The 18,800-nt window shown below is 65.5% G+C and carries 16 protein-coding genes; 9 read left to right on the forward strand and 7 right to left on the reverse strand.

Annotated features, from left to right (window positions below):
• The first annotated feature begins 115 nt into the window (after positions 1–115).
• Positions 116–415: a hypothetical protein gene (locus ACWF5H_RS02695; protein ID WP_452034671.1), complete on the forward strand. Its 300-nt coding sequence runs from the start codon at positions 116–118 to the stop codon at positions 413–415.
• An 89-nt stretch (positions 416–504) separates the two neighbouring features.
• Here ACWF5H_RS02695 and ligM read toward each other — a convergent pair whose 3' ends face one another.
• Complete coding sequence (gene ligM / locus ACWF5H_RS02700) at positions 505–1,911, reverse strand: vanillate/3-O-methylgallate O-demethylase (RefSeq protein WP_364652103.1); 1,407 nt, start codon at positions 1,909–1,911, stop codon at positions 505–507.
• A gap of 239 nt (positions 1,912–2,150) precedes the next feature.
• On the opposite strand from ligM, the gene ACWF5H_RS02705 reads away from it, so the two are divergent.
• The gene (locus ACWF5H_RS02705) at positions 2,151–2,441 is read left to right on the forward strand and encodes a DUF1540 domain-containing protein (RefSeq protein ID WP_364652102.1); all 291 of its coding nucleotides are present in this window, start codon (positions 2,151–2,153) and stop codon (positions 2,439–2,441) included.
• A 127-nt stretch (positions 2,442–2,568) separates the two neighbouring features.
• Here the strand turns inward: ACWF5H_RS02705 and putP are convergent, their stop codons facing one another.
• Positions 2,569–4,080 (reverse strand): sodium/proline symporter PutP, encoded by a 1,512-nt coding sequence (putP, locus tag ACWF5H_RS02710; RefSeq protein ID WP_452034673.1) that lies wholly within the window; start codon positions 4,078–4,080, stop codon positions 2,569–2,571.
• 220 nt (positions 4,081–4,300) lie between these two features.
• On the opposite strand from putP, the gene ACWF5H_RS02715 reads away from it, so the two are divergent.
• Complete coding sequence (locus ACWF5H_RS02715) at positions 4,301–6,034, forward strand: ABC transporter ATP-binding protein (RefSeq protein ID WP_452034674.1); 1,734 nt, start codon at positions 4,301–4,303, stop codon at positions 6,032–6,034.
• Positions 6,031–8,070 (forward strand): ABC transporter ATP-binding protein, encoded by a 2,040-nt coding sequence (locus tag ACWF5H_RS02720; RefSeq protein ID WP_452034676.1) that lies wholly within the window; start codon positions 6,031–6,033, stop codon positions 8,068–8,070. The genes ACWF5H_RS02715 and ACWF5H_RS02720 overlap by 4 nt, the downstream gene beginning before the upstream one ends.
• Positions 8,071–8,148: 78 nt before the next feature.
• Here the strand turns inward: ACWF5H_RS02720 and ACWF5H_RS02725 are convergent, their stop codons facing one another.
• Together ACWF5H_RS02725 and ACWF5H_RS02730 are read right to left on the reverse strand one after the other, a co-directional pair.
• Positions 8,149–8,940 carry an IclR family transcriptional regulator gene (locus tag ACWF5H_RS02725; RefSeq protein ID WP_452034677.1) on the reverse strand — a complete coding sequence of 264 codons (792 nt, stop codon included), beginning with the start codon at positions 8,938–8,940 and terminating at the stop codon, positions 8,149–8,151.
• A gap of 66 nt (positions 8,941–9,006) precedes the next feature.
• Positions 9,007–9,630 (reverse strand): cob(I)yrinic acid a,c-diamide adenosyltransferase, encoded by a 624-nt coding sequence (locus ACWF5H_RS02730; RefSeq protein WP_452034678.1) that lies wholly within the window; start codon positions 9,628–9,630, stop codon positions 9,007–9,009.
• 73 nt (positions 9,631–9,703) lie between these two features.
• Here ACWF5H_RS02730 and ACWF5H_RS02735 point away from each other — a divergent pair, with 73 nt between their 5' ends.
• Together ACWF5H_RS02735 and ACWF5H_RS02740 are read left to right on the forward strand one after the other, a co-directional pair.
• Entirely contained in the window at positions 9,704–11,488 is a 1,785-nt protein-coding gene (locus ACWF5H_RS02735) for a BCCT family transporter (RefSeq protein WP_452034680.1), read from the forward strand.
• Positions 11,489–11,760: 272 nt separating this feature from the next.
• Positions 11,761–12,990 carry a M14 family zinc carboxypeptidase gene (locus tag ACWF5H_RS02740; RefSeq protein WP_452034681.1) on the forward strand — a complete coding sequence of 410 codons (1,230 nt, stop codon included), beginning with the start codon at positions 11,761–11,763 and terminating at the stop codon, positions 12,988–12,990.
• Positions 12,991–13,081: 91 nt separating this feature from the next.
• Here ACWF5H_RS02740 and ACWF5H_RS02745 read toward each other — a convergent pair whose 3' ends face one another.
• Both ACWF5H_RS02745 and ACWF5H_RS02750 read right to left on the reverse strand, forming a co-directional pair.
• Positions 13,082–15,001 (reverse strand): FAD-binding monooxygenase, encoded by a 1,920-nt coding sequence (locus tag ACWF5H_RS02745; protein ID WP_452034683.1) that lies wholly within the window; start codon positions 14,999–15,001, stop codon positions 13,082–13,084.
• Between the two features lie 111 nt (positions 15,002–15,112).
• Positions 15,113–15,901, reverse strand: a complete 789-nt coding sequence (locus ACWF5H_RS02750; RefSeq protein ID WP_452035330.1) for an IclR family transcriptional regulator — start codon at positions 15,899–15,901, stop codon at positions 15,113–15,115.
• Positions 15,902–16,025: 124 nt separating this feature from the next.
• Between ACWF5H_RS02750 and ACWF5H_RS02755 the strand changes: the two genes are divergently transcribed.
• Positions 16,026–16,577: an acyl-CoA thioesterase gene (locus ACWF5H_RS02755; RefSeq protein WP_452034684.1), complete on the forward strand. Its 552-nt coding sequence runs from the start codon at positions 16,026–16,028 to the stop codon at positions 16,575–16,577.
• Between the two features lie 55 nt (positions 16,578–16,632).
• Positions 16,633–16,821 (forward strand): DUF1918 domain-containing protein, encoded by a 189-nt coding sequence (locus tag ACWF5H_RS02760; RefSeq protein WP_364652093.1) that lies wholly within the window; start codon positions 16,633–16,635, stop codon positions 16,819–16,821.
• Positions 16,822–16,876: 55 nt separating this feature from the next.
• Here ACWF5H_RS02760 and ACWF5H_RS02765 read toward each other — a convergent pair whose 3' ends face one another.
• Entirely contained in the window at positions 16,877–17,524 is a 648-nt protein-coding gene (locus ACWF5H_RS02765) for an SAM-dependent methyltransferase (RefSeq protein WP_452034685.1), read from the reverse strand.
• 197 nt (positions 17,525–17,721) lie between these two features.
• Between ACWF5H_RS02765 and ACWF5H_RS02770 the strand changes: the two genes are divergently transcribed.
• Positions 17,722–18,708: an LLM class flavin-dependent oxidoreductase gene (locus tag ACWF5H_RS02770; protein ID WP_364652091.1), complete on the forward strand. Its 987-nt coding sequence runs from the start codon at positions 17,722–17,724 to the stop codon at positions 18,706–18,708.
• Positions 18,709–18,800 lie beyond the last annotated feature (92 nt).

Genomic DNA, 18,800 nt, shown 5'->3' on the forward strand with positions numbered 1-18,800 from the left:
GGACGCCGGCGCAGGCCCCGGGATACGGCGAAGGCCGTCTGGCGGCCCTGTTGCACGCGACGGCTCTGTGATTAGGTGAGAATAGGGCGCACCGGCGCCTGACGGGAGGAGCTCCATGAGCGAGAACATCAGCAATCCGGACCGAGACGACCGCAGGGACCGTGACGAGACTCCGGGCGAAACGGCGCGTGATGAAGAAGTGCTGGCGCCGGGTGAAATACCCCCTGATGCCAAACAGGGTCTGGCCAACGTCTACGGCGATGCCGATCGAACCGCCATTGATGACCCTGTCAGCGAGCCTGGACCCGAGGACGCCGCCGCCATTAGGCACATGGAACAGCACTACAGCATCGGCGAGACGGAGTCGGGCGAGCGGTACGTCGAAGAGACGGTCCTGCCGGAAGATGGCGACTGACGGGCTGGCTTTAACGGAAGCGGCGGGGAGGATGCCATCGGGCACCCTCCCCGCCGTTCGTCGTCGTGCCCTTTAGGGGCAGCCGGACATCAGGCCTGCTTGCCGGAGCGCCAGCCGCCCGGGTAGTCCTGTCGGACCGCCGAGGAGTACGGCACCGGGCTGACGATGGCGCGCACGTTGAGCTGCTGGTGCGGCTCCACAGTGGTCTTGCGCGTGCCGCCGTCGGGTTCGCCCCACACCACGGTGACTTCGGTGCCCTCCGGCACGTCCGCGTCCACGGTGGCCAGGGACAGGCCCTTCTTCTCGTTCGCGGAGTAGCCGGTGAACATGGACAGGCCGATCGTCTCGCCGGCGGCGTCCAGCACGGAATCGTAGTTCGACGAACCGTAGTTGGCCAGCGGCAGGTCGAAGTACTTGTACGACGTGCCGTCAGCGTCGAAGAGCGAGGCGAAGATCTTGGCCAGGTCCTCGGCGTTCCACTCGAGCGTGACCTTCTTGCGCTGCGTTGCCGGGTCGATTTTTTCGAGTGCCTCGCGGCCGATGAAGTCGTGGTCGAACTTCACCATGTGTCCGTAGCCAAGCTCCCACGGGTTCAGGTAGTAGTCCTCGATCTTGTCCGAGACAAAGCTGCCCGCCACGGCGTTGACCGCCTCGTAGCTGTCGGCGCCGAGCCACTCGCGGTAGGGGCGCAGCTCTTCGCCGGTGTAGATGGCCGGCAGCGGGGACGGGATCCAGCCGGATTCCAGGGTGTTGGACGGGTAGGCGCGGGAGCCGACGGCGAGCATGTCGAACTCCTGGCCGGCCTCCAGGATGGTGTCGCGGATCTGGTCGTAGGTCTCATACGGCCCCCAGATCTCCAGCCCCGGCGCGCCGGCCATGCCGTGGCGCAGCGTGTGGACCTGGCGGCCTGCCACCTCCATATGGTCCATGTTGAAGAACTTCAGCTGCTCCACCGGGCCGCCATTGACCTTCTCGATGATCTTCCAGGCGTTCGGGCCCTGGATCTGGAAACGCCAGTACTTGCGCTTCACCGGCTGGCCCATGGGCCGCGACGGCGACCGGCGGTCCACCTCGATGTCCACGTCATAGCCGCCGGTTTCACCGTGGTAGATCAGCCAGTTGGCGGCAGGGGAGCGGCCCACGTATACGTACTCGCCCTCGGCCTCGTGGAAGAGGATGCCGTCGCCGATCACGTGTCCGGCCGGTGTGGTGGGAACGTACTGCTTGGCCTTATTGACGGGGAAGTTGGCCACCGAGTTGATGGCGGTGTCCGAAATCAGCTTGAGGGCGTCCTTGCCCTTGATGAACAGGTTGTCCATATGGTGCGACTGGTCGAACAGCACGGCGCTCTCACGCCAGGCGCGCTGTTCGCTACGCCAGTTGGTAAATTCAGGGGCGACGACGGGGTAGATGTAGGCGCCCAGCTGCGAGTTCCGCAGCATCTCTACGGTGTTGCCGGATTGGTCCAGGACTTCCTGGAGATTCTTTGCGCTCATGGGTACTTGTCCTCCTCGATGGCGGCCGGATTGTGATGCACTGCACAACCCCAAGACACCTCGACCATATAACTATGGAGGTAGTTATGTCGACGGTTTGTCCCCGGGCAAAATCTGCTGGCCGGGAAATAGGGAACAAAAACCTGCCTTTTTGATTGACTCCAACAGGCATAACGTGGGCGGTGAGCCAGTTTGTCCAGGACGCCCATCCGGGGCGGCAGAAGCGTGGAGGAACCGCCATGACCGCAACAGCTCACGTCACCGATTGCAGCGTCACCAACTGCTCTTTCAACGACCACACAGAATGCAATGCCGGGGCCATCACCGTTGCCGGCGGCGAAAACCACGCAGCCTGCGCCACGTTTATTGACACCGGAACGCACGGCGGCTTGCCCAAGGTTTTGGCCGGAGTGGGCGCTTGCCAGCGCGCTGAATGCACGCACAATGACCACCTGATGTGCCAGGCTCCCGCGGTCCACGTGGGTCCCGGCGCCGACAACGCAGACTGCCTGACCTACGCGCACCGGTAGGCCGCCGGCTGGCGGCCCGGCCATCCGGCGCGGAAGGTGTGGGTGAGCTTAAACGCGGAAGGTGCCCCTTCCGGCGTCGGAAAGCACGACGTCGGAAGGAGCACCTGTGCGGATGGCCCGCGGCGGGTCAGCGCCCCGCGGCAAGCACCGGAGCTTCCGCCGCATGGACCCGGTGGACGGCTTCGTTGAACTCCGCCTCGATCTCCGGTGAGGGCTTGTGCGTCAGGAGACTGACGACGACGGCGACGACCACGTTGAGGATGAAGCCCGGAACAATCTCGTACATGGTGTCGGACAGCGCCGACGTGCCCCAGACGAAGACCGTGACCGCACCGGCCACCATGCCGGAGAGTGCGCCGGCCACAGTGAGCTTCCGCCAGAACAGGGACAGGATGATGGTCGGGCCGAACGAGGCCCCAAAGCCTGCCCAGGCGAATGCCACCAGGCCCAGGATGGTGTCGTTGCGGGCCCAAGCCAGGATGCCCGCCACCATGGAGACCACCAGGACGCCCATCCGGCCGAGCATCACCTGCGTCTGCGCCGACGCCTGTCTGCGCGCGAAGATCTTGTACAGATCTTCCACCAGGGCCGAGGAGCAGACGATCAGCTGCGAGGAGACGGTGCTCATGATCGCCGCCAGCACGGCCGCCAGCACGAAACCTGCCACGAACGGGTGGAACAGGATCTGGGACAGGTCCAGGAAGACCGACTCGGCCGACTTGGCGTCCGTGAGGGTCATGCCGGGATTCTGCTGGAAGTAGGCCACGCCCACCAGTGCCGTGGCGACGGCACCCAGCACAGTCAGCAGCATCCAGCCGATGCCGATCCGGCGGGCGGCTTTCGCCTCGCCGGGCGTGCGCAGCGCCATGAAGCGGACAATGATGTGCGGCTGTCCAAAGTAACCCAGCCCCCACGCGGCCGCCGAGATGCCGGCGACGGCACCGCCGGTGAACAGGCTCAGGTGGTTCGGGTCCACCTGCTGGATCGATTCGATGGTGGCGCCGAGGCCGCCGGTGGCGAAGACGCCGACAATCGGCACCAGCAGCAGGGCGGCGAACATCAGCAGGCCCTGGGCGACGTCGGTGTAGCTCGCGCCGAGGAAGCCTCCGAACATGGTGTACAGCACCGTGACGCCGCCAACCACCAGCATGCCGATCTCATAGGTAGAGCCGAACGATGACTCGAAGAAGATGCCGCCGGCCACCATTCCGGAGGAGACGTAGAAGGTGAAGAACACCAAGATGATCACGCCGGAGACCACCCGCAGCAGGTGCGACCGGTCCTTCAGCCGGTTCTCCAGGAAGCTGGGCACCGTGATCGAGTCGTTGGATACCTCGGTGTAGGAACGCAGCCGCGGGGCCACGAACTTCCAGTTGAGCCAGGCGCCAATGGTCAGGCCGATGGCAATCCATGCCTCGAACAGACCGCCGACGTAGAGCGCGCCGGGCAGCCCCATCAGCAGCCAGCCCGACATATCCGAGGCACCGGCACTTAAAGCTGCCACGCCGGGCTTGAGGCCGCGGCCGGCCAACATGTAGTCGTCAAGATCGCTGGTGCGCCGGTACGCCCACCATCCGATGGCCAGCATGCCTGCCATATAAATCAGCATGGCGATGATCTGGAAAATCTGGTCGTCCAAGATTGGGTCCTCCCCAAGTAGCGGTTTGGTGCGGCTCAGTATTCCAGTGCGCGTACATATGAGGCCAGCCACAGGGGGCGTCGCGGCTTGTTTTCGGGCTAAATCGTTTCAACTCTGGCCGGAAATACCCCTCCGATTGAGTTTCGCCAACCAGTGAAAAGGTGTAGCCTCTATCTGGCCTCACTTCAACCCTTTTGCCCGAAAGTTGCGTCACATCCAGATGCTGCTCCGTTTAATCCGCCATTATGGCCGCCCCTATCTTCCCTTCGTGTTTGCGGTGGTGGTGCTGCAGCTGATTGCCACCATCGCCGCGCTGTATCTGCCCAGCCTTAATGCCCAGATCATCGACCAGGGCGTTGCCCGCGGCGATACCGACTACATCTGGAGCACCGGCGGCGTGATGCTGACCGTCAGCTTTGTCCAGGTGGCCGCGGCGATCGCCGGCGTGTACTTCGGCTCCAAGGCGGCGATGGCGGTGGGCCGCGACCTGCGCCGCGGCATCTTCCACAAGGTCACCGGGTTTTCTGCCCGCGAGGTGGGTCAGTTTGGCGCTCCCAGCCTGATCACCCGCGGCACCAACGATGTGCAGCAGGTGCAGATGCTGGTGCTGATGGGCCTGAACTTCATGGTGATGGCTCCCATCATGTGCGTGGGCGGCATCATCATGGCGGTCCGCGAAGACCTGCAGTTGTCCTGGCTGGTGTGGGTCTCGGTGCCGCTGCTGTTCGTGGTGGTTGGCCTGCTGGTCTGGAAGCTGATGCCACTGTTCCGCAGCATGCAGCAGAAAATCGATGGCATCAACGGCGTGCTCCGCGAGCAGATCACCGGCATCCGCGTGGTCCGGGCGTTCGTCCGCGAGCCGTACGAGGCCAAGCGCTTCGAGAAGGCCAACCGTGAACTGACCGACGTCTCGGTCTCGGTTGGCAACCTGTTCGTGCTGATGTTCCCCTCGATCGGCATGATCCTGCATCTGGCCACTGCCGCCGTGTTGTGGTTCGGCGGCCTGCGCGTGGACGCCGGGGACATTCAGGTCGGCGCGCTGACAGCCTTCCTGCAGTACCTGCTGCAGATCCTGATGGCGGTGATGATGGGTACCTTCATGGCGATGATGATCCCGCGCGCCTCGGTCTGTGCCGAACGCATCGGCGAGGTGCTCGACGTCGAACCCTCGGTGCATGAACCCACCGAACCGGAGACGGCGCGCGAGCCCGCCGGAGTGGTCGAGTTCCGCAACGTGACCTTCGCCTATCCCGGCGCCGAAGTGCCGGTGCTGCGAGATGTCAGCTTCACCGCCCGGCCCGGCCAGACGACGGCGATCATTGGCAGTACCGGCGCCGGCAAGAGCACGCTGATCAGCATGCTGCCGCGCCTCATCGACGCCGGCAGCGGCGACGTGCTGATCGACGGCGTTCCGGTCACCCGGATGGCCCGCACCGACATCACCGACCGGGTTGCCCTGGTGCCGCAGCGGCCGTACCTGTTCTCCGGCTCGGTGGCCCACAACCTGCGCTTCGGCAATCCGGACGCCACGGACGATGAGCTCTGGGAAGCGTTGCGCGTGGCTCAGGGCGAGGGCTTCGTCCGCGCCAAGGACCATGGGCTCGAGTCAGCCGTCTCGCAGGGCGGCACCAACGTCTCCGGCGGGCAGCGGCAGCGGCTGTGTATTGCCCGGGCGCTGGTGGCCAAGCCCAAGGTCTACCTCTTCGACGACTCATTCTCCGCGCTCGACGTGGCAACCGACGCCAGACTGCGGGCCGCGTTGAAGGGAACCATCAGGGACGCGACCGTGATCATCGTGGCCCAGCGCGTGGCCACGATCATCGAGGCGGACCAGATCCTGGTGATGGAACACGGCCAGATCGTTGCCAGCGGCACCCATGAGGAACTGCTGGAAAGCTCCGAAACCTACCAGGAAATCGTTGATTCGCAGACCGCGGTGGAGGAAGTGGCATGAGCCCGGACAAAGAAACCCAGTCCGAGCTGGCCACCGGGCCGGACCCGGTAACAGCTCCCACCCCGGCGGCTGCCGCGGAGGCCGAGGCCGAGGTCCTGGAGGAGCAGTTCCAGCCCGGCGAGGCCGACCAAGACTTCATGACCGGGACCCCGGCCCGCAAGGCACAGCATTTCTGGCCGTCCGCCAAGCGTCTGTTCGGCCTGCTGAAGCCGGAGAAAGCCAGCATCGCCCTGGTGCTGGCCATGGTGCTGGTGGCCGTGGTGCTGAACGTGATTGCGCCCAAGGTGCTGGGCAACGCCATGGACGTCATCTTCAACGGCGCCATCGGCATGAACCTGCCGGCCGGGGCCAGCCAGGAAGAAGTCATTGCCGGGCTGCGCGCGCAGGGCCAGGACCAGTTCGCGGACCTGCTCTCCGGGATGGAACTGGTGCCCGGCGTGGGCATCGACTTCCAATTGCTGGGCAACCTGATCCTGCTGGTGCTGGGGATGTACGTGGTCTCGTCGCTGTTCATGTGGCTGCAGGGCTGGCTGCTGAACCGGATTGTGATGCGGGTGGTCTTCGGCCTCCGCCGGGACGTGGAAGCCAAGCTGAACCGGCTGCCGCTGAACTATTTCGACACCCGCCAACGCGGCGACATGCTCTCCCGGGTGACCAACGACGTCGACAATATCCAGCAGGCACTGCAGCAGGCCTTCGCGCAGCTGATCATGTCCGCGCTGAGCCTGCTGGGCATCACCATCATGATGTTCATCGTCTCCTGGCAGCTGGCCCTGATCGCGCTGATCGCGCTGCCGCTCTCCGCCGTTGGCGCCGGGATCATCGGCACCCGCAGCCAGAAGCTGTTCACCGCGCAGTGGAAGCACACCGGTGCGCTGAACGGCCACATCGAGGAGTCGTTCAGCGGCCACGATCTGGTCCGCGCCTTCGGCCGTGAGCAGCAGTCGGTGGAACAGTTCGACGAGAAGAACGAGGAACTGTTCAAGGCCTCGTTCGGTGCGCAGTTCGTCTCCGGCATGATCATGCCGGTGATGCAGTTCATCTCCTACCTGAGCTACGTGGGCATCGCCGTGGTCGGCGGCCTGCGGGTGGCGTCGGGGTCGATGACCCTGGGCGACGCCACCGCGTTCATCCAGTACTCGCGCGAATTCAACCAGCCGTTGAGCCAGATGGCGGGCATGGCCAACATGCTGCAGTCCGGCGTTGCCTCCGCGGAGCGGGTGTTCGAACTGCTCGACGCCGAGGAGCAGGAACCGGACACGGCCACCGAGACGCTGCCGGCCAAGACCGACGGGCACGTGGAGTTCCACAACGTCAGCTTCAGCTACACGGCGGACAAGCCGCTGATCGAGGACCTCTCCTTCTCGGCGGCCCCGGGGCAAACAGTGGCCATCGTGGGGCCGACGGGCGCGGGCAAGACCACGCTGGTGAACCTGGTGATGCGGTTCTACGAGCTGGACGCCGGCCGGATCACGCTGGACGGTGTGGACATCACCGCGCTCAGCCGGGCCGAACTGCGGTCCAAGGTGGGCATGGTGCTGCAGGATGCCTGGCTGTTCGGCGGCTCCATCTTCGACAACATCCGCTACGGCAACCTGGATGCCACCGAGGAAGAGGTCATGGCAGCGGCCAAGGCCACCTACGTGGACCGTTTTGTGCGGGCGCTGCCGGACGGCTATGACACCGTCCTCGACGAAGAAGGCAACAACGTCTCCGCAGGTGAGAAGCAGCTGATCACCATTGCCCGGGCGTTCCTGGCCAACCCGTCGCTGCTGATCCTGGACGAGGCCACCAGCTCGGTGGACACGCGCACCGAGCTGCTGGTCCAGCATGCGATGGCCGCGCTGCGCTCCGACCGGACCAGTTTTGTGATTGCGCACCGGCTCTCCACCATCCGGGACGCGGACGTGATCCTGGTGATGGAGGAGGGCAAGATCGTGGAGCAGGGCAACCACGCCGCGCTGCTGGCCGCCGAAGGACCGTACTACCGGCTCTACATGTCCCAGTTCGCGGCGGCAGCGGATCCGGTGCCCTGATCGGCTGAACCACGGGAATAACGACGGCGGTGCCTGGGTGAGGATTCGCATCCCACCCTCGGCGCCGCCGTCGCGGCGTTAAACGGGTGTGCAGCCTTCGGCGATCCGCTCGGCGGCACGGCGGAGCGGCGGAAGATGGGCGGCGGTCGCCGCCTGCAGGGTGTCCGGGGTGGCCAGCATGTTGACGCCGACGGCGGCGATCACCACTCCGGCGGCGTCCCTGACCGGCACGGAAACGGTGCGGTGGCCGGACTGCAGTTCGCTGTCGTTGACCGCGTAGCCTTGCCGGCGGACCTGCTCGATCTCCAGTCGGAAGCGTTCGGTGCTGTCGATGGTCTGCTCGGTCAGCCGGCTGAACTGGCCGCCGTCCAGGACAGCGCGGAATGCATCCTCGCCGAGTCCGGCCATCAAGACCTTGCCCATCGAGGATGCATGGGCCGGAATGCGTGCGCCAACGGTCAGCCCGGCCCGGATCATGCCGGGAACCCGGGTGGCTGCGATGCAGATGACGTCGCCGTCCGCCAGCACGCCGGCGGTGCACGGTTCCTCGAATTCGGCCGTCAGCCATTCGACGCCTTGCCGGGAGGCCAGCACCAAGGGGGAGCCGGACAGATAGCCGTAGCCTAGCTCCAAGGCCTGATGGGTCAGCGCGAATTTTTCCTCGTGGCAGCGCACATAGCCCAGATGGACCAGCGTCCGCAGCACTCTGGCAGTGGCCGCCCTGTTCAGCCCGGCACGTGCCGCAACATCGGCGGCCCGCATGGACGGATTGCCGTCGTCGAACACGCTCAGCACGGACAGTCCGCGCGCCAAGGTGCGCACGGACGGCTCGGTGCCGGCTCGGAGAGCGGGCTCGCTGGTGATGGTCATCACTGGAGAGGATACCCGGGGCACCTCCTGACCGTGATGTCGGTTACACCGTACGTAGCGGTGCCGTCAGTCCGTGTCCGGGCGGTCCTCGAGTACCCCCAGCACGGAGGACTCCGGAACCCACATCACGTCGCCGTGTTCGGCGTTCGCCGCCCGGCCCATCACGAACAGCAGGCCCGACAGCCGGTTGAGGTAGCGTCCGGTCTCGCGGTTGACCACATCGCCGTGTTCGTCCAGTGCGGCCCAGACCGTTCGTTCGGCCCGGCGCACCGCGGTACGGGCCTGGTAGAGCAGTGCGGCGGAGAGTGTTCCGCCGGGAAGAAGCATGCCGCTGAGATCGTCGGCTTCCTGCCTGAAGTGTTCGATGGCGCGTTCCAGCCGCTCCGCATGCTCGGGGATGATCCGCGCGTCTACGGGGAGGTTGCTGTGGTACGGCACCAGCAGGTCGGCCATCAGGTCGAACAGGTCGTTCTGCACGCTGACCAGCATCGCATTGACCTCGGCGGGCAGCCCGCCGCCCGCCATGGCCACTGCCACGGCGGCGTTGGCGGCATCCACCTCGGCGTGCGCGACCACCCTCAGATCGTTCTTGGACACTTCGCCGTGGCTGCCGAAAACGGTGCGTCCGGAGTCTCCATAATGATCGGTTGCCGTCTGGTCGTCCGCTGCTGATTCGCCACGTTCATTCATGCCTGCAACTATACTTACGGGACGTTTGACATCGAAGAGCCACAGGAAGCCCGGGCTGCGCAAGGCACAACCGGTGACAATAGTGAGGACCATGATGAGCAACGAATACACTGGCCCCTTGCCGACTGTCTCCGAGGAATCGGACGACGGGCGGCGGGGCTGGAAGACCGTCGACAAGACGGTTTTCTTCGTTTCGGGCGGCATCATTGTCGCCGTCTGCCTGCTGGGCATTTTCGCTACGGAGCAGGTTACCGAAGTCGCCGGAGCCGTTCTCGGCTGGGTGACCAGCACCTTCGGCTGGCTGTTCATCCTCGGAGCCACAGGCTTCGTGGCGTTTGCGCTGGTGCTCGCCTTTGGCCGGTATGGAAATATCCCGCTCTCGCGCGAGGGCGAGTCGACCGAGTTCTCCACGTTGTCCTGGATTTCCATGATGTTCAGCGCGGGCATGGGCATCGGCCTGATGTTCTTTGGTGTCTATGAGCCGGTCACGCATCTGGCCTCGCCGCCCCCCTTCGTTGATGCTGCCCCGGGATCGCCCGAGGCGGCGAACAACGCGATGGCCTACACGCTCTTCCACTGGGGCCTGCATCCGTGGGCCATCTACTCGGTGGTGGGTCTGGCGCTTGCTTATTCCACCTACCGGATGGGCCGGGGCAACCTGATGAGCTCTCCCTTCCAGGCGCTCTTCGGCAGGGAACGGATCGAGAAAAAGGGCTGGGGCAAGCCGATCGATATCCTGGCCATCATCTGCACGAAGTTCGGTTCGGCGACATCATTGGGCCTGGGTGCACTGCAGATCGCCGCCGGCCTGTCGCTGCTGCGGACGGGCCAGTTCGACGAAAATCCGGGAGCGGCCGCCCCCATTTTGATCATCTGCGTGCTGACCGTGGGCGTGGTAATTTCGGCCGCGAGCGGCGTCTCCCGGGGCATCAAATGGCTGAGCAACACCAATATGGTGCTGGCCTTTGTCCTGCTGCTGTTTGTGTTCGTCGTCGGGCCCACCGTCTTCATCCTTGACCTGATACCCGCCTCGATCGGTGACTACCTGGCCAACCTGGTGCCCATGAGCTTCCACTCGGCCGTTTTCGGCGGCACCGAATGGTTGTCCAACTGGACCATCTTCTACTGGGCCTGGTGGATTTCCTGGACGCCCTTCGTTGGCACGTTCATTGCCAAGATCTCCCGCGGCCGGACGATCAAGGAATTCGTCCTGGGCGTGCTGCTGGTCCCCACCGCAGTAAGCGTGATCTGGTTCTCCATCTTCGGCGGCGCCGGCATCAACCTGCAACTGGGCGGGGAAGACATTGCCGGGGCCGGAAACGAGGCGGCCGCCTTCTTCGCCGTGCTGCAGCACTATCCGTTCTTCATCGGCGCGGCCATCATCGTGATGGTGCTGACTGCGGTGTTCTTTGTCAGCGGCGCCGACGCCGGTGCCGTGGTGCTCGGGACGCTGTCCTCCCGCGGCCGCAAGGATCCGTGGACGCCGCTGGTCATCCTCTGGGGCGTTCTCACCGGCACGGTGGCGGCTGTGCTGTTGTTCGTTGGCGGACTGGACGCGCTGCAGACGTTCACCATTCTGGCCTCGACGCCTTTCGTGCTGATCATCATCGGCTTGTGCGTGTCGCTGTACGTGGACCTGCGCCGAGATCCATTGCGGCAGCGGCGCCTGGGGCCGGTGCGCGGCGCCGTCAGTGTGCCAAGCAACGTGCCGTTTGCGGTGCCCACGACGACGTCGGAAATGAATGTGGTCGAGGCGGAAGAGCCGCGGTTCACGAATGGTTCGGGTGGGCCGAACCATCCTGCCGGCGGCCTTCCCGAAGACATCGGCGACGGAAAGAAACACGGACACCATCCGTAGCTAAACCAAGAAGGGCGGGGCCGGCGAATGTTCGCCGGCCCCGCTCCGTTGTTCTCCGCGGTTGATAGGCCCCAGACGTGAAAGCCGACGAGCAATTCCGGGCCTTGGCTTGCGGTTATGTACTGCGGATTGTCAACAGCGCGTCATGTCCGTCGACAGGGGCCGCCCCGCTACTTCGCTGCTCTCGTGCCGAAACGGACTGATGGCTCTTGACCACCGCCGCTTCTGGGTAAACGGTTGACTTGTCTCAATCACTCGCCACAGGAGAACCAGTGAACAATCCCAGCAGATTATTCGGCGCCATTGGCGCAGCGGCGTTGGTATGCACAGTGGTCACCGCCGTCCCGGCTGGAGCGGCACCAGTGAAGTCCAACGCGCCGGGCCACGGAATATGCAAGACATCGGACTCCCCGCAGTTCAGCGGGTGGACCAGCTATGAGGAGCTCGGGTCCCGGCTTGATCGTATTGAACAGAAAAGCGAGGGCCGCGTGGAAGTGGATGTGGTGGGCCAGTCCTCTCTCGGCCGCGACCTCTATACCGCCCGTGTCGGCAGCGGCGATCGTGTGCTGCTCATCCAAAGCGCCGTTCATGGCAATGAGCGGACCGGAACCGAAGCGCTTCTGGCGATCGTCGAGAAGCTAGGCTCCAGCAATGATGCTGAGACCCAGCGGACACTGGAAGAAGTCACCCTAATTGCCATGCCCATGGTGAACCCAGATGGCGGTGAACTGAATCGCCGCACCAACGTGCTGTCTTGGGACGAAGTGGAGCGCCTGCATCCGCAGCTTGAAGGGTCCGTCCCTGCCTGGTACTACCGGACGGGCGACGGCGGCACAGACCTACCCGGCTTTGACTTGAACCGGGACTTCAACCCGGACCTCGATTATGTGCCGCAGCCGGAAGACATGCCGGGACGTCAGGTCGATGCGGGCTTCTTCCTCGCTCCGGAATCCCAGGCCATCAGGGACGTCTATGTTGACCTGCGGTCCGAATTCGGCGAAGTAGACGCCGTCGTCGATCTACACCACATGGGCCCCTGTAACGTTCAGACGGGAGGCGAACAGGACGGCAAACACATTTCCGTGGCCTTGGATTACCCGCCGCTGGGTGTCAACGATGGTGCTGCCTACAAGGAGGAGTGGCCGCTGCTTGATCAAGATAAGTCCAGGCGGTATGCCTTGGCGGTGGCAGACGGGATCAAGGACAGCTACGGTTCCCAGTCGCCGCTGGCCGCTGTAGGCCGCTATCTTCACCCGGAGGAACGTGAATACGCCGGGCAGGGCCGCTCCGCGTTTGCGATGAACGGTTCGGCCACAGTTCTCTTTGAGGTTCGAGGCCAGTCGAATACATTCGGCCAGAAGATGAAGGGCATGCTGGTTAAGACGGTCCAGACCGGTCTGGAGTCGCTCATTGATTCAATGGCCACCGGCGAGGTAGATACGCTCGACGGCGACGACTTTTTCGAGTACCCGGATTACGGCTGGGACAACTCTGCCGACTGAGCACTATGAGCTTTAAGCAGCGACAACATTGATGGCGGCGGACACGGAACCTGCGGGTATGTGTCCGCCGCCGCTTGTAGTCGGTTCCCCCTTACTCCTGCAGGACGCCGGCGAAGAAGTCCGAGAGTTCCTGGTACGCGTCGAGCGGCAGCACGTGGGCGACGTACTGGTCCGGGCGGACCACCACCATGGCGCCCTGCTGGCGGTCGATGCCGCGCAGATCGAAGATGTCTTCCCCGGACTTCTGGTCCGGAGTGAAGACCTTCTCGTAGTCCTTCAGGCCAAACGGGGCCTTCTGCGGGAACAGGAAAGGTGGCACGTCGTTGGCGTCCAGTTCCCGGTGGCCCTGCTGGAAGACGGCGCGGACATCGAAGACGGCGTCGGCGTCGGCGCCGGCCGGGGTGTAGCGCCGGACCGGCGAGTCTTCGGACTCTGCCAGGAAGCGGCACAGTTCGGCCAACCGGGAGTCTGCCGCACCGGGGTGGGCGGAGTCGGCAAAGGCGTAGATCCGCCAGCGGCCGTCCGCCTGGGCGGTGTGGCCCAAGCCCACCGGTTTGGCGTCGGCCAGCCGGACAACCGGGGCGGAGTAGAACCGCTGGCCGATCGGGAAACCCTTGGCCAGATGCTTATGGGTGTCCGCACCGGTGATCATCGACGGCGTGTAATCGGTGGCGAAGCCAGCAGTAAAGCGGCCGGCCTCAACAAACTGCCGCTCCAGCTCGGCCGGCTCCAGACCTTCGTCGTCGGGCCGGTTCGGGTCCTTCGGGCGGGAGCTCACGGTCTTGGACCAGCGGATGTCGAAGTCGATCAGTTCCTGGGCCACGGCGTGGCGCTCGCCCGAGTACGTATCCAGCAGGGACTCGGGGCTGCGGCCTTCCAAGACGGCAGCGAGCTTCCAACCCAGATTGAAGCCGTCCTGCATCGAGACGTTCATGCCCTGGCCCGCCTTCGCGCTGTGCGTGTGGCAGGCGTCGCCGGCAATGAAGACGCGCGGGGTGCGCTGGCCGCGCTCTTCAGGTACGACGTCGTCGAACCTGTCGGTGATGCGCTGGCCCACCTCGTAGACGGACCACCAGGCGATGTCCTTGACCTCCAGCGTGTACGGGTGCAGGATCCGCTGCGCCGCCTCGATGATCATGTCCGAGGTGAACCGCTGCCGGGCCTCGCGATCGGCCGGATCAAGATCGCCGAGGTCCACGTAGAGGCGGATCAGGTAGCCGCCTTCGCGCGGGATCAGCAGGATGTTGCCATCCTGCGCCGACTGGATGGCAGCCTTGAAGCGGACATCCGGAAAGTCGGTGACGGCCAGGACGTCAGCCACGCCCCAGGCATGGTTGCGGGCGTCGCCGCGCAGTTCCAAACCGATCGACCGCCGGACCGAGCTGCGGGCGCCGTCGCAACCCACCACGTACTTGGCGCGGACGGTAACCTCTTCCGACGGTTCCTCGCCGTTGGTCCGGCGCATGGTGACCCTGACCGGGTAGTCGCCCGATCCTTCGACCTCGACGCCGGTGACTTCCAAGCCGTAGTCCGGTTCCAGCCGAGTGGGGGACTTGCGCATGTGCTCCAGCAGATAGTCCTGCATCCGGGCCTGGTTGACGATCACGTGCGGGTACTCGGACAACCCCTCCGCAACGTCCTGGACTCTGCCGCTGCGGACGATCCGTGAACGGTCCTGATCATCCGGCCGCCAGAACACGGTTTCGTTGACCCAGTACCCTTCGCGGACCAGGCGCTCGGCCAGGCCGAAGGCGTTGAACATTTCGACCGTCCGGCAGGCCACGCCGTCGGCCTGCCCCAGCGCCAGCGGGCCTTCCCGCCGTTCCACCACGCGCGTGGTGATTCCCGGGAACTCGGCCAGTTGGGCGGCCAGCACTACCCCCGCCGGTCCGGTACCGACCACCAGGACATCCACCTCGTCCGGCATTCCGCCCTGGCTGTCCGGGCGGCCTTCCGCGGCCGGCCGTAGTTCGGGGTCGCCTGGATGATAGCCGTCGAGATAAAACTGCATGATGCTCCTGCTGGTTGGTTGGCCCTCGTCTTCGGGCTGCGTTGGTCGCGTTGCACCACATGGTAGTGATCGGCGCCACGCATCAGCCAAGAGATTCTGGCCAGCAGAATGTCATGGGGAGGGCAGCGCGCCTTCCGCTTGAAGGTCGGCCAACACTGCTTCGCAGGTGGCATGGAGGGCCTGGATGACCTGCGGTTTCTGGATATCTCCGCCGCGGGACAACGGCGAGCTGATCGATACGGCCAGGGCTGCGGGCCGATCCGTTGTGGCCAGCGGTGCGCCGACCGCCGCGAGGTCCGCTTCGGTGCGTCCGAGGTTGACGGCGTAACCCCGCTTCCGCGCTGCCGCCAGCTCGCGCTGCAGGCCCTCCAGCTCCGCCGCTGCGAGGCTGCCGCCGGTTTTTTGCGCCTGCCGGCCGGTGTAGAGCTGCGCGACCGACGGCTCCGGCAGTGTGGCCAGGATGGCCTTGCCGCCGGAGGAGAGGTGTGCCGGAAGAACCGTGCCGGTGCGGTTGCCGACCCGGAGCAACTGAGGGCCTTCGGCCGTGAACAGGTAGCGGGCGGTGACACCGACCCGCTCAACGAGGTTCACCGTTTCGTGTACGGAGAGCGCCAGCGACTCAAGATGTGGGCGGGCGATCGCGGCGGCGCTCCGGGCAGGGTCGGCGGCGGGGTCGGTTCGCAGGGTCGGCCCGGCGCAGTAGCGCCGCTGGTCATCCTGCAAGGCAAAACCCCGGTACACCAGCATGGCCATGAGCCGGTGGGCGGTGGACGGGGCCACGTCCAGTGCGTTGGCCGCGTCGGTGATCCGCAGCCACTCCCGCTCCTGGAGAAGCATGATCAGCTGCAGCGCCCGGTCGACGGAGTCCACAGCGTAGCCGGGCTTCTTCACGATGTTCATGTTCTGCACAGCAGAAGTTTAGTCCGGGAGTACGTAGCATGGGCACAGCCGCCCGCAGGCCCGTCGTCACAAGCGACCGACACTGGCGCTGGGCAGCTAAGTTACCAGCGGGTAGCATGACGGAATGCACCTGATCTTCCGTACGCTGTTGCTGCTTGTCACGGCGCGCCGCCGGCCCGCGCTGGGAATTTGGAATTCGTCGACCCTGCCCTTGCGGGTGCTGCCTACCGACATCGACATTGCCCTGCACGTCAACAACGGGATGTACTTCTCGCTGATGGACCTTGGGCGCTTCGAGCTGATGGTACGCGCCGGTGTCTGGGACGTCTTCCGCCGCAAGGGCTGGTCACCGGTGGTCAGTGCGGAGACCATAGCCTTCCGCAAGTCGCTCACGCTCGGCCAGCGGTACAGCATTGAAACGCGGATCATCGGCTTCGACGACCGGGCCATCTATTTTGAGCAGCGCATGGTATCCGGCGGCGAGATCTATGCCCGCGCCTACATTGCCACCCGGCTGGTGTCCAAGCAGGGGCCGGTTGCTAACGAGGAGATCTTCGCAGCGACCGGCCAGGAACCGCCGGCCGAGCTGGTGCTGCCCGAGTGGCTGCATGAATGGCGGGAGAACAACGCACTGCCCAGCACCCGGCGTCCCGCTCCGCACCGCTGGATGCGCTGACTCTGGTCGGCGGCACCTCGTTGCCCTACGCTATGGGGGAGGGAGGTGAGCGGTCATGATCGCAGCACCCGGAGACCGCATCGTCATCAGGGGAAAGACGGTGGAATCCTCGGACCGGCACGGTGAAGTCATCGAGGTCCGCGGCGCCGGCGGCGCCCCGCCTTACTTCGTCAGATTCGACGACGGACACGAGAGCGTGGTTTTCCCAGGCACCGACTGCAGCATCGAGCACGCTGCCGGATAAGCGCTGCCGGGCAGGCTCGCCAGCGCGCGCCACCCGGTGAGAAACGCGCTGCCGGCTAATCAACCAGCCGGCGCGCGCGCAGGACGCTGTCCGTCACCGTGCCGCTGTCGCCGTCCGGTCCAGTGACGGCGCGCTCCACCGAGTCCACCGTCTCCAGGGTCCAGCCCGGACCGTCGAGCCCAAGTTCAGCGGCGAGTTCGGCTGCGGTGGGCAGCGCTTCCTCCGGCTCAGGATGCCGCGACCACGGCGGAAACGATTTGTGGCCGACAATCAGCAGCTCACCGCCGGGGGAGACGGCGCGGGCTCCCGCTGCGAGGATCGCGTTCCGCGGCAGCTCGACCGGTGAGTGGAGGAACTGCGCGCAGACCAGATCGTACTGCTCGGAGGCTTCCCAGCCGGCCAGGTCCTGCCGGCGCCATTGAATCCGGTCCGCCACCCCGGCTTCCTCGGCGTGCCGGGCCGCCCGCCGCAATGCGAGTCCCGACATGTCCAGGCCGGTGACCTGCCAGCCCTGTTCGGCGAGCCAGATGGCATCAGCGCCCTCGCCACATCCCAGTTCCAGGGCTGTGCCGGGGCGCAGGCCGGAGAGCTCGCGGACCACCATGGCGTTGGGCCGGCCGCTCCAGATCTGGTCCCGCTCGGCGTAAAAGGACTCCCAGAACTGGTCGGGATCCTCCGCCTGGCCATGATGGCTGTGTTCCATGCGTTCAGACTTTACGCCGGGGAACGCTCCGCGCAGAACGCCTCGGCCGCTTCATCCGCACGACGGCGACGGTCCGGCCGCCAGCCACGACCCGCCGAGGGGGAGGGGAAGAAATAAGGCGGGCACCGCCGTCGTTATGCCGGACGTGTGCCCGCGGCAACTACCGTGGGTCATCCCGCAACGAAAGGCCTGCCGGCGTGAACGTACCTCTGTCCATCCTTGACCTGGCAACCATCGGAACGAACGAAACCGTGGGCGAAAGCCTGGCCGGCAGCGTGGCGCTGGCGCAGCGGGCCGAGGAACTGGGCTACCGGCGGGTCTGGTACGCCGAGCACCACAACATGGCCTCGATCGCGTCCTCCGCCACCAGCGTGCTGATCGCCCACGTTGCCGCGCACACCAGCACCATCCGGCTGGGCGCCGGCGGGATCATGCTGCCCAACCATGCCCCGCTGACCATCGCCGAGCAGTTCGGCACGCTGGAGGCGCTGCACCCGGGCCGGATCGATCTGGGTCTGGGGCGCGCACCGGGCAGCGACCAGAACACGCTGCGCGCGCTGCGCCGCGATCCGATGAGCGCAGATTCGTTCCCGCAGGACGTGCTGGAACTGCAGGGCTACCTCACCGGAGAAACCCGGATCAAGGGCGTGGACGCGACTCCGGGCAAGGGCAGCAACGTGCCGCTGTACATCCTGGGCTCCTCGCTGTTCGGCGCCAAGCTGGCGGCCGCGCTGGGGCTGCCGTACTCGTTCGCCTCACACTTCGCGCCGAACGCGCTGCAGGATGCCGTGGCCGCCTACCGCCGCGAATTCCAGCCCTCCGAGCAGCTCGCCGAACCATACGTGATCGCCGGCGTGAACGCCATCGCCGCGGACACCAACGAGGAGGCGCAGGAGCAGTTCCGGATTGTCCGGCGCAGCCGGGTCTCGCTGCTGTTCGGCCGCGACCGGAAGTTCACGGACGAGGAAGCCGACCTGATCCTGGACTCGCCGCAGGGCCAGCACGTGGAGCAGATGGTCAAGTACTCGGCCGTCGGCACGCCCGATGCCGTGACGGAGTACCTGGAGGGATTTGCCAAGCACGCCGGTGCCGACGAGCTGATCGTCGCGTTCCAGGCCCCGACCGTCGCGCAGCGGCTGCGCGCCCTGGAGCTGACCGCGCAGGCCCGAGGCATTGCCGCCTGAGCCGTAATCTGCGCCACAAACCGTGATGCCGTTCGGGGCTGCCGGTACAGTGGTGCCAAATCCGGATCCGGAGTATCGCAGGGATAGACCCC

The sequence above is a fragment of the Arthrobacter sp. NPDC055138 genome (assembly GCF_053607305.1).

Excerpts from the sequence above, each read along its gene's own strand:
- ACWF5H_RS02715 (WP_452034674.1), top strand. The coding sequence starts at position 4,301 with ATGCTGCTCCGTTTAATCCGCCATTATGGCCGCCCCTATCTTCCCTTC.
- ligM (WP_364652103.1), bottom strand. The coding sequence starts at position 1,911 with ATGAGCGCAAAGAATCTCCAGGAAGTCCTGGACCAATCCGGCAACACC.
- ACWF5H_RS02730 (WP_452034678.1), bottom strand. The coding sequence starts at position 9,630 with ATGAATGAACGTGGCGAATCAGCAGCGGACGACCAGACGGCAACCGAT.
- ACWF5H_RS02750 (WP_452035330.1), bottom strand. The coding sequence starts at position 15,901 with ATGAACATCGTGAAGAAGCCCGGCTACGCTGTGGACTCCGTCGACCGG.
- ACWF5H_RS02720 (WP_452034676.1), top strand. The coding sequence starts at position 6,031 with ATGAGCCCGGACAAAGAAACCCAGTCCGAGCTGGCCACCGGGCCGGAC.
- ACWF5H_RS02705 (WP_364652102.1), top strand. The coding sequence starts at position 2,151 with ATGACCGCAACAGCTCACGTCACCGATTGCAGCGTCACCAACTGCTCT.
- ACWF5H_RS02695 (WP_452034671.1), top strand. The coding sequence starts at position 116 with ATGAGCGAGAACATCAGCAATCCGGACCGAGACGACCGCAGGGACCGT.
- ACWF5H_RS02745 (WP_452034683.1), bottom strand. The coding sequence starts at position 15,001 with ATGCAGTTTTATCTCGACGGCTATCATCCAGGCGACCCCGAACTACGG.
- ACWF5H_RS02755 (WP_452034684.1), top strand. The coding sequence starts at position 16,026 with ATGCACCTGATCTTCCGTACGCTGTTGCTGCTTGTCACGGCGCGCCGC.
- ACWF5H_RS02760 (WP_364652093.1), top strand. The coding sequence starts at position 16,633 with ATGATCGCAGCACCCGGAGACCGCATCGTCATCAGGGGAAAGACGGTG.
- ACWF5H_RS02765 (WP_452034685.1), bottom strand. The coding sequence starts at position 17,524 with ATGGAACACAGCCATCATGGCCAGGCGGAGGATCCCGACCAGTTCTGG.
- ACWF5H_RS02725 (WP_452034677.1), bottom strand. The coding sequence starts at position 8,940 with ATGACCATCACCAGCGAGCCCGCTCTCCGAGCCGGCACCGAGCCGTCC.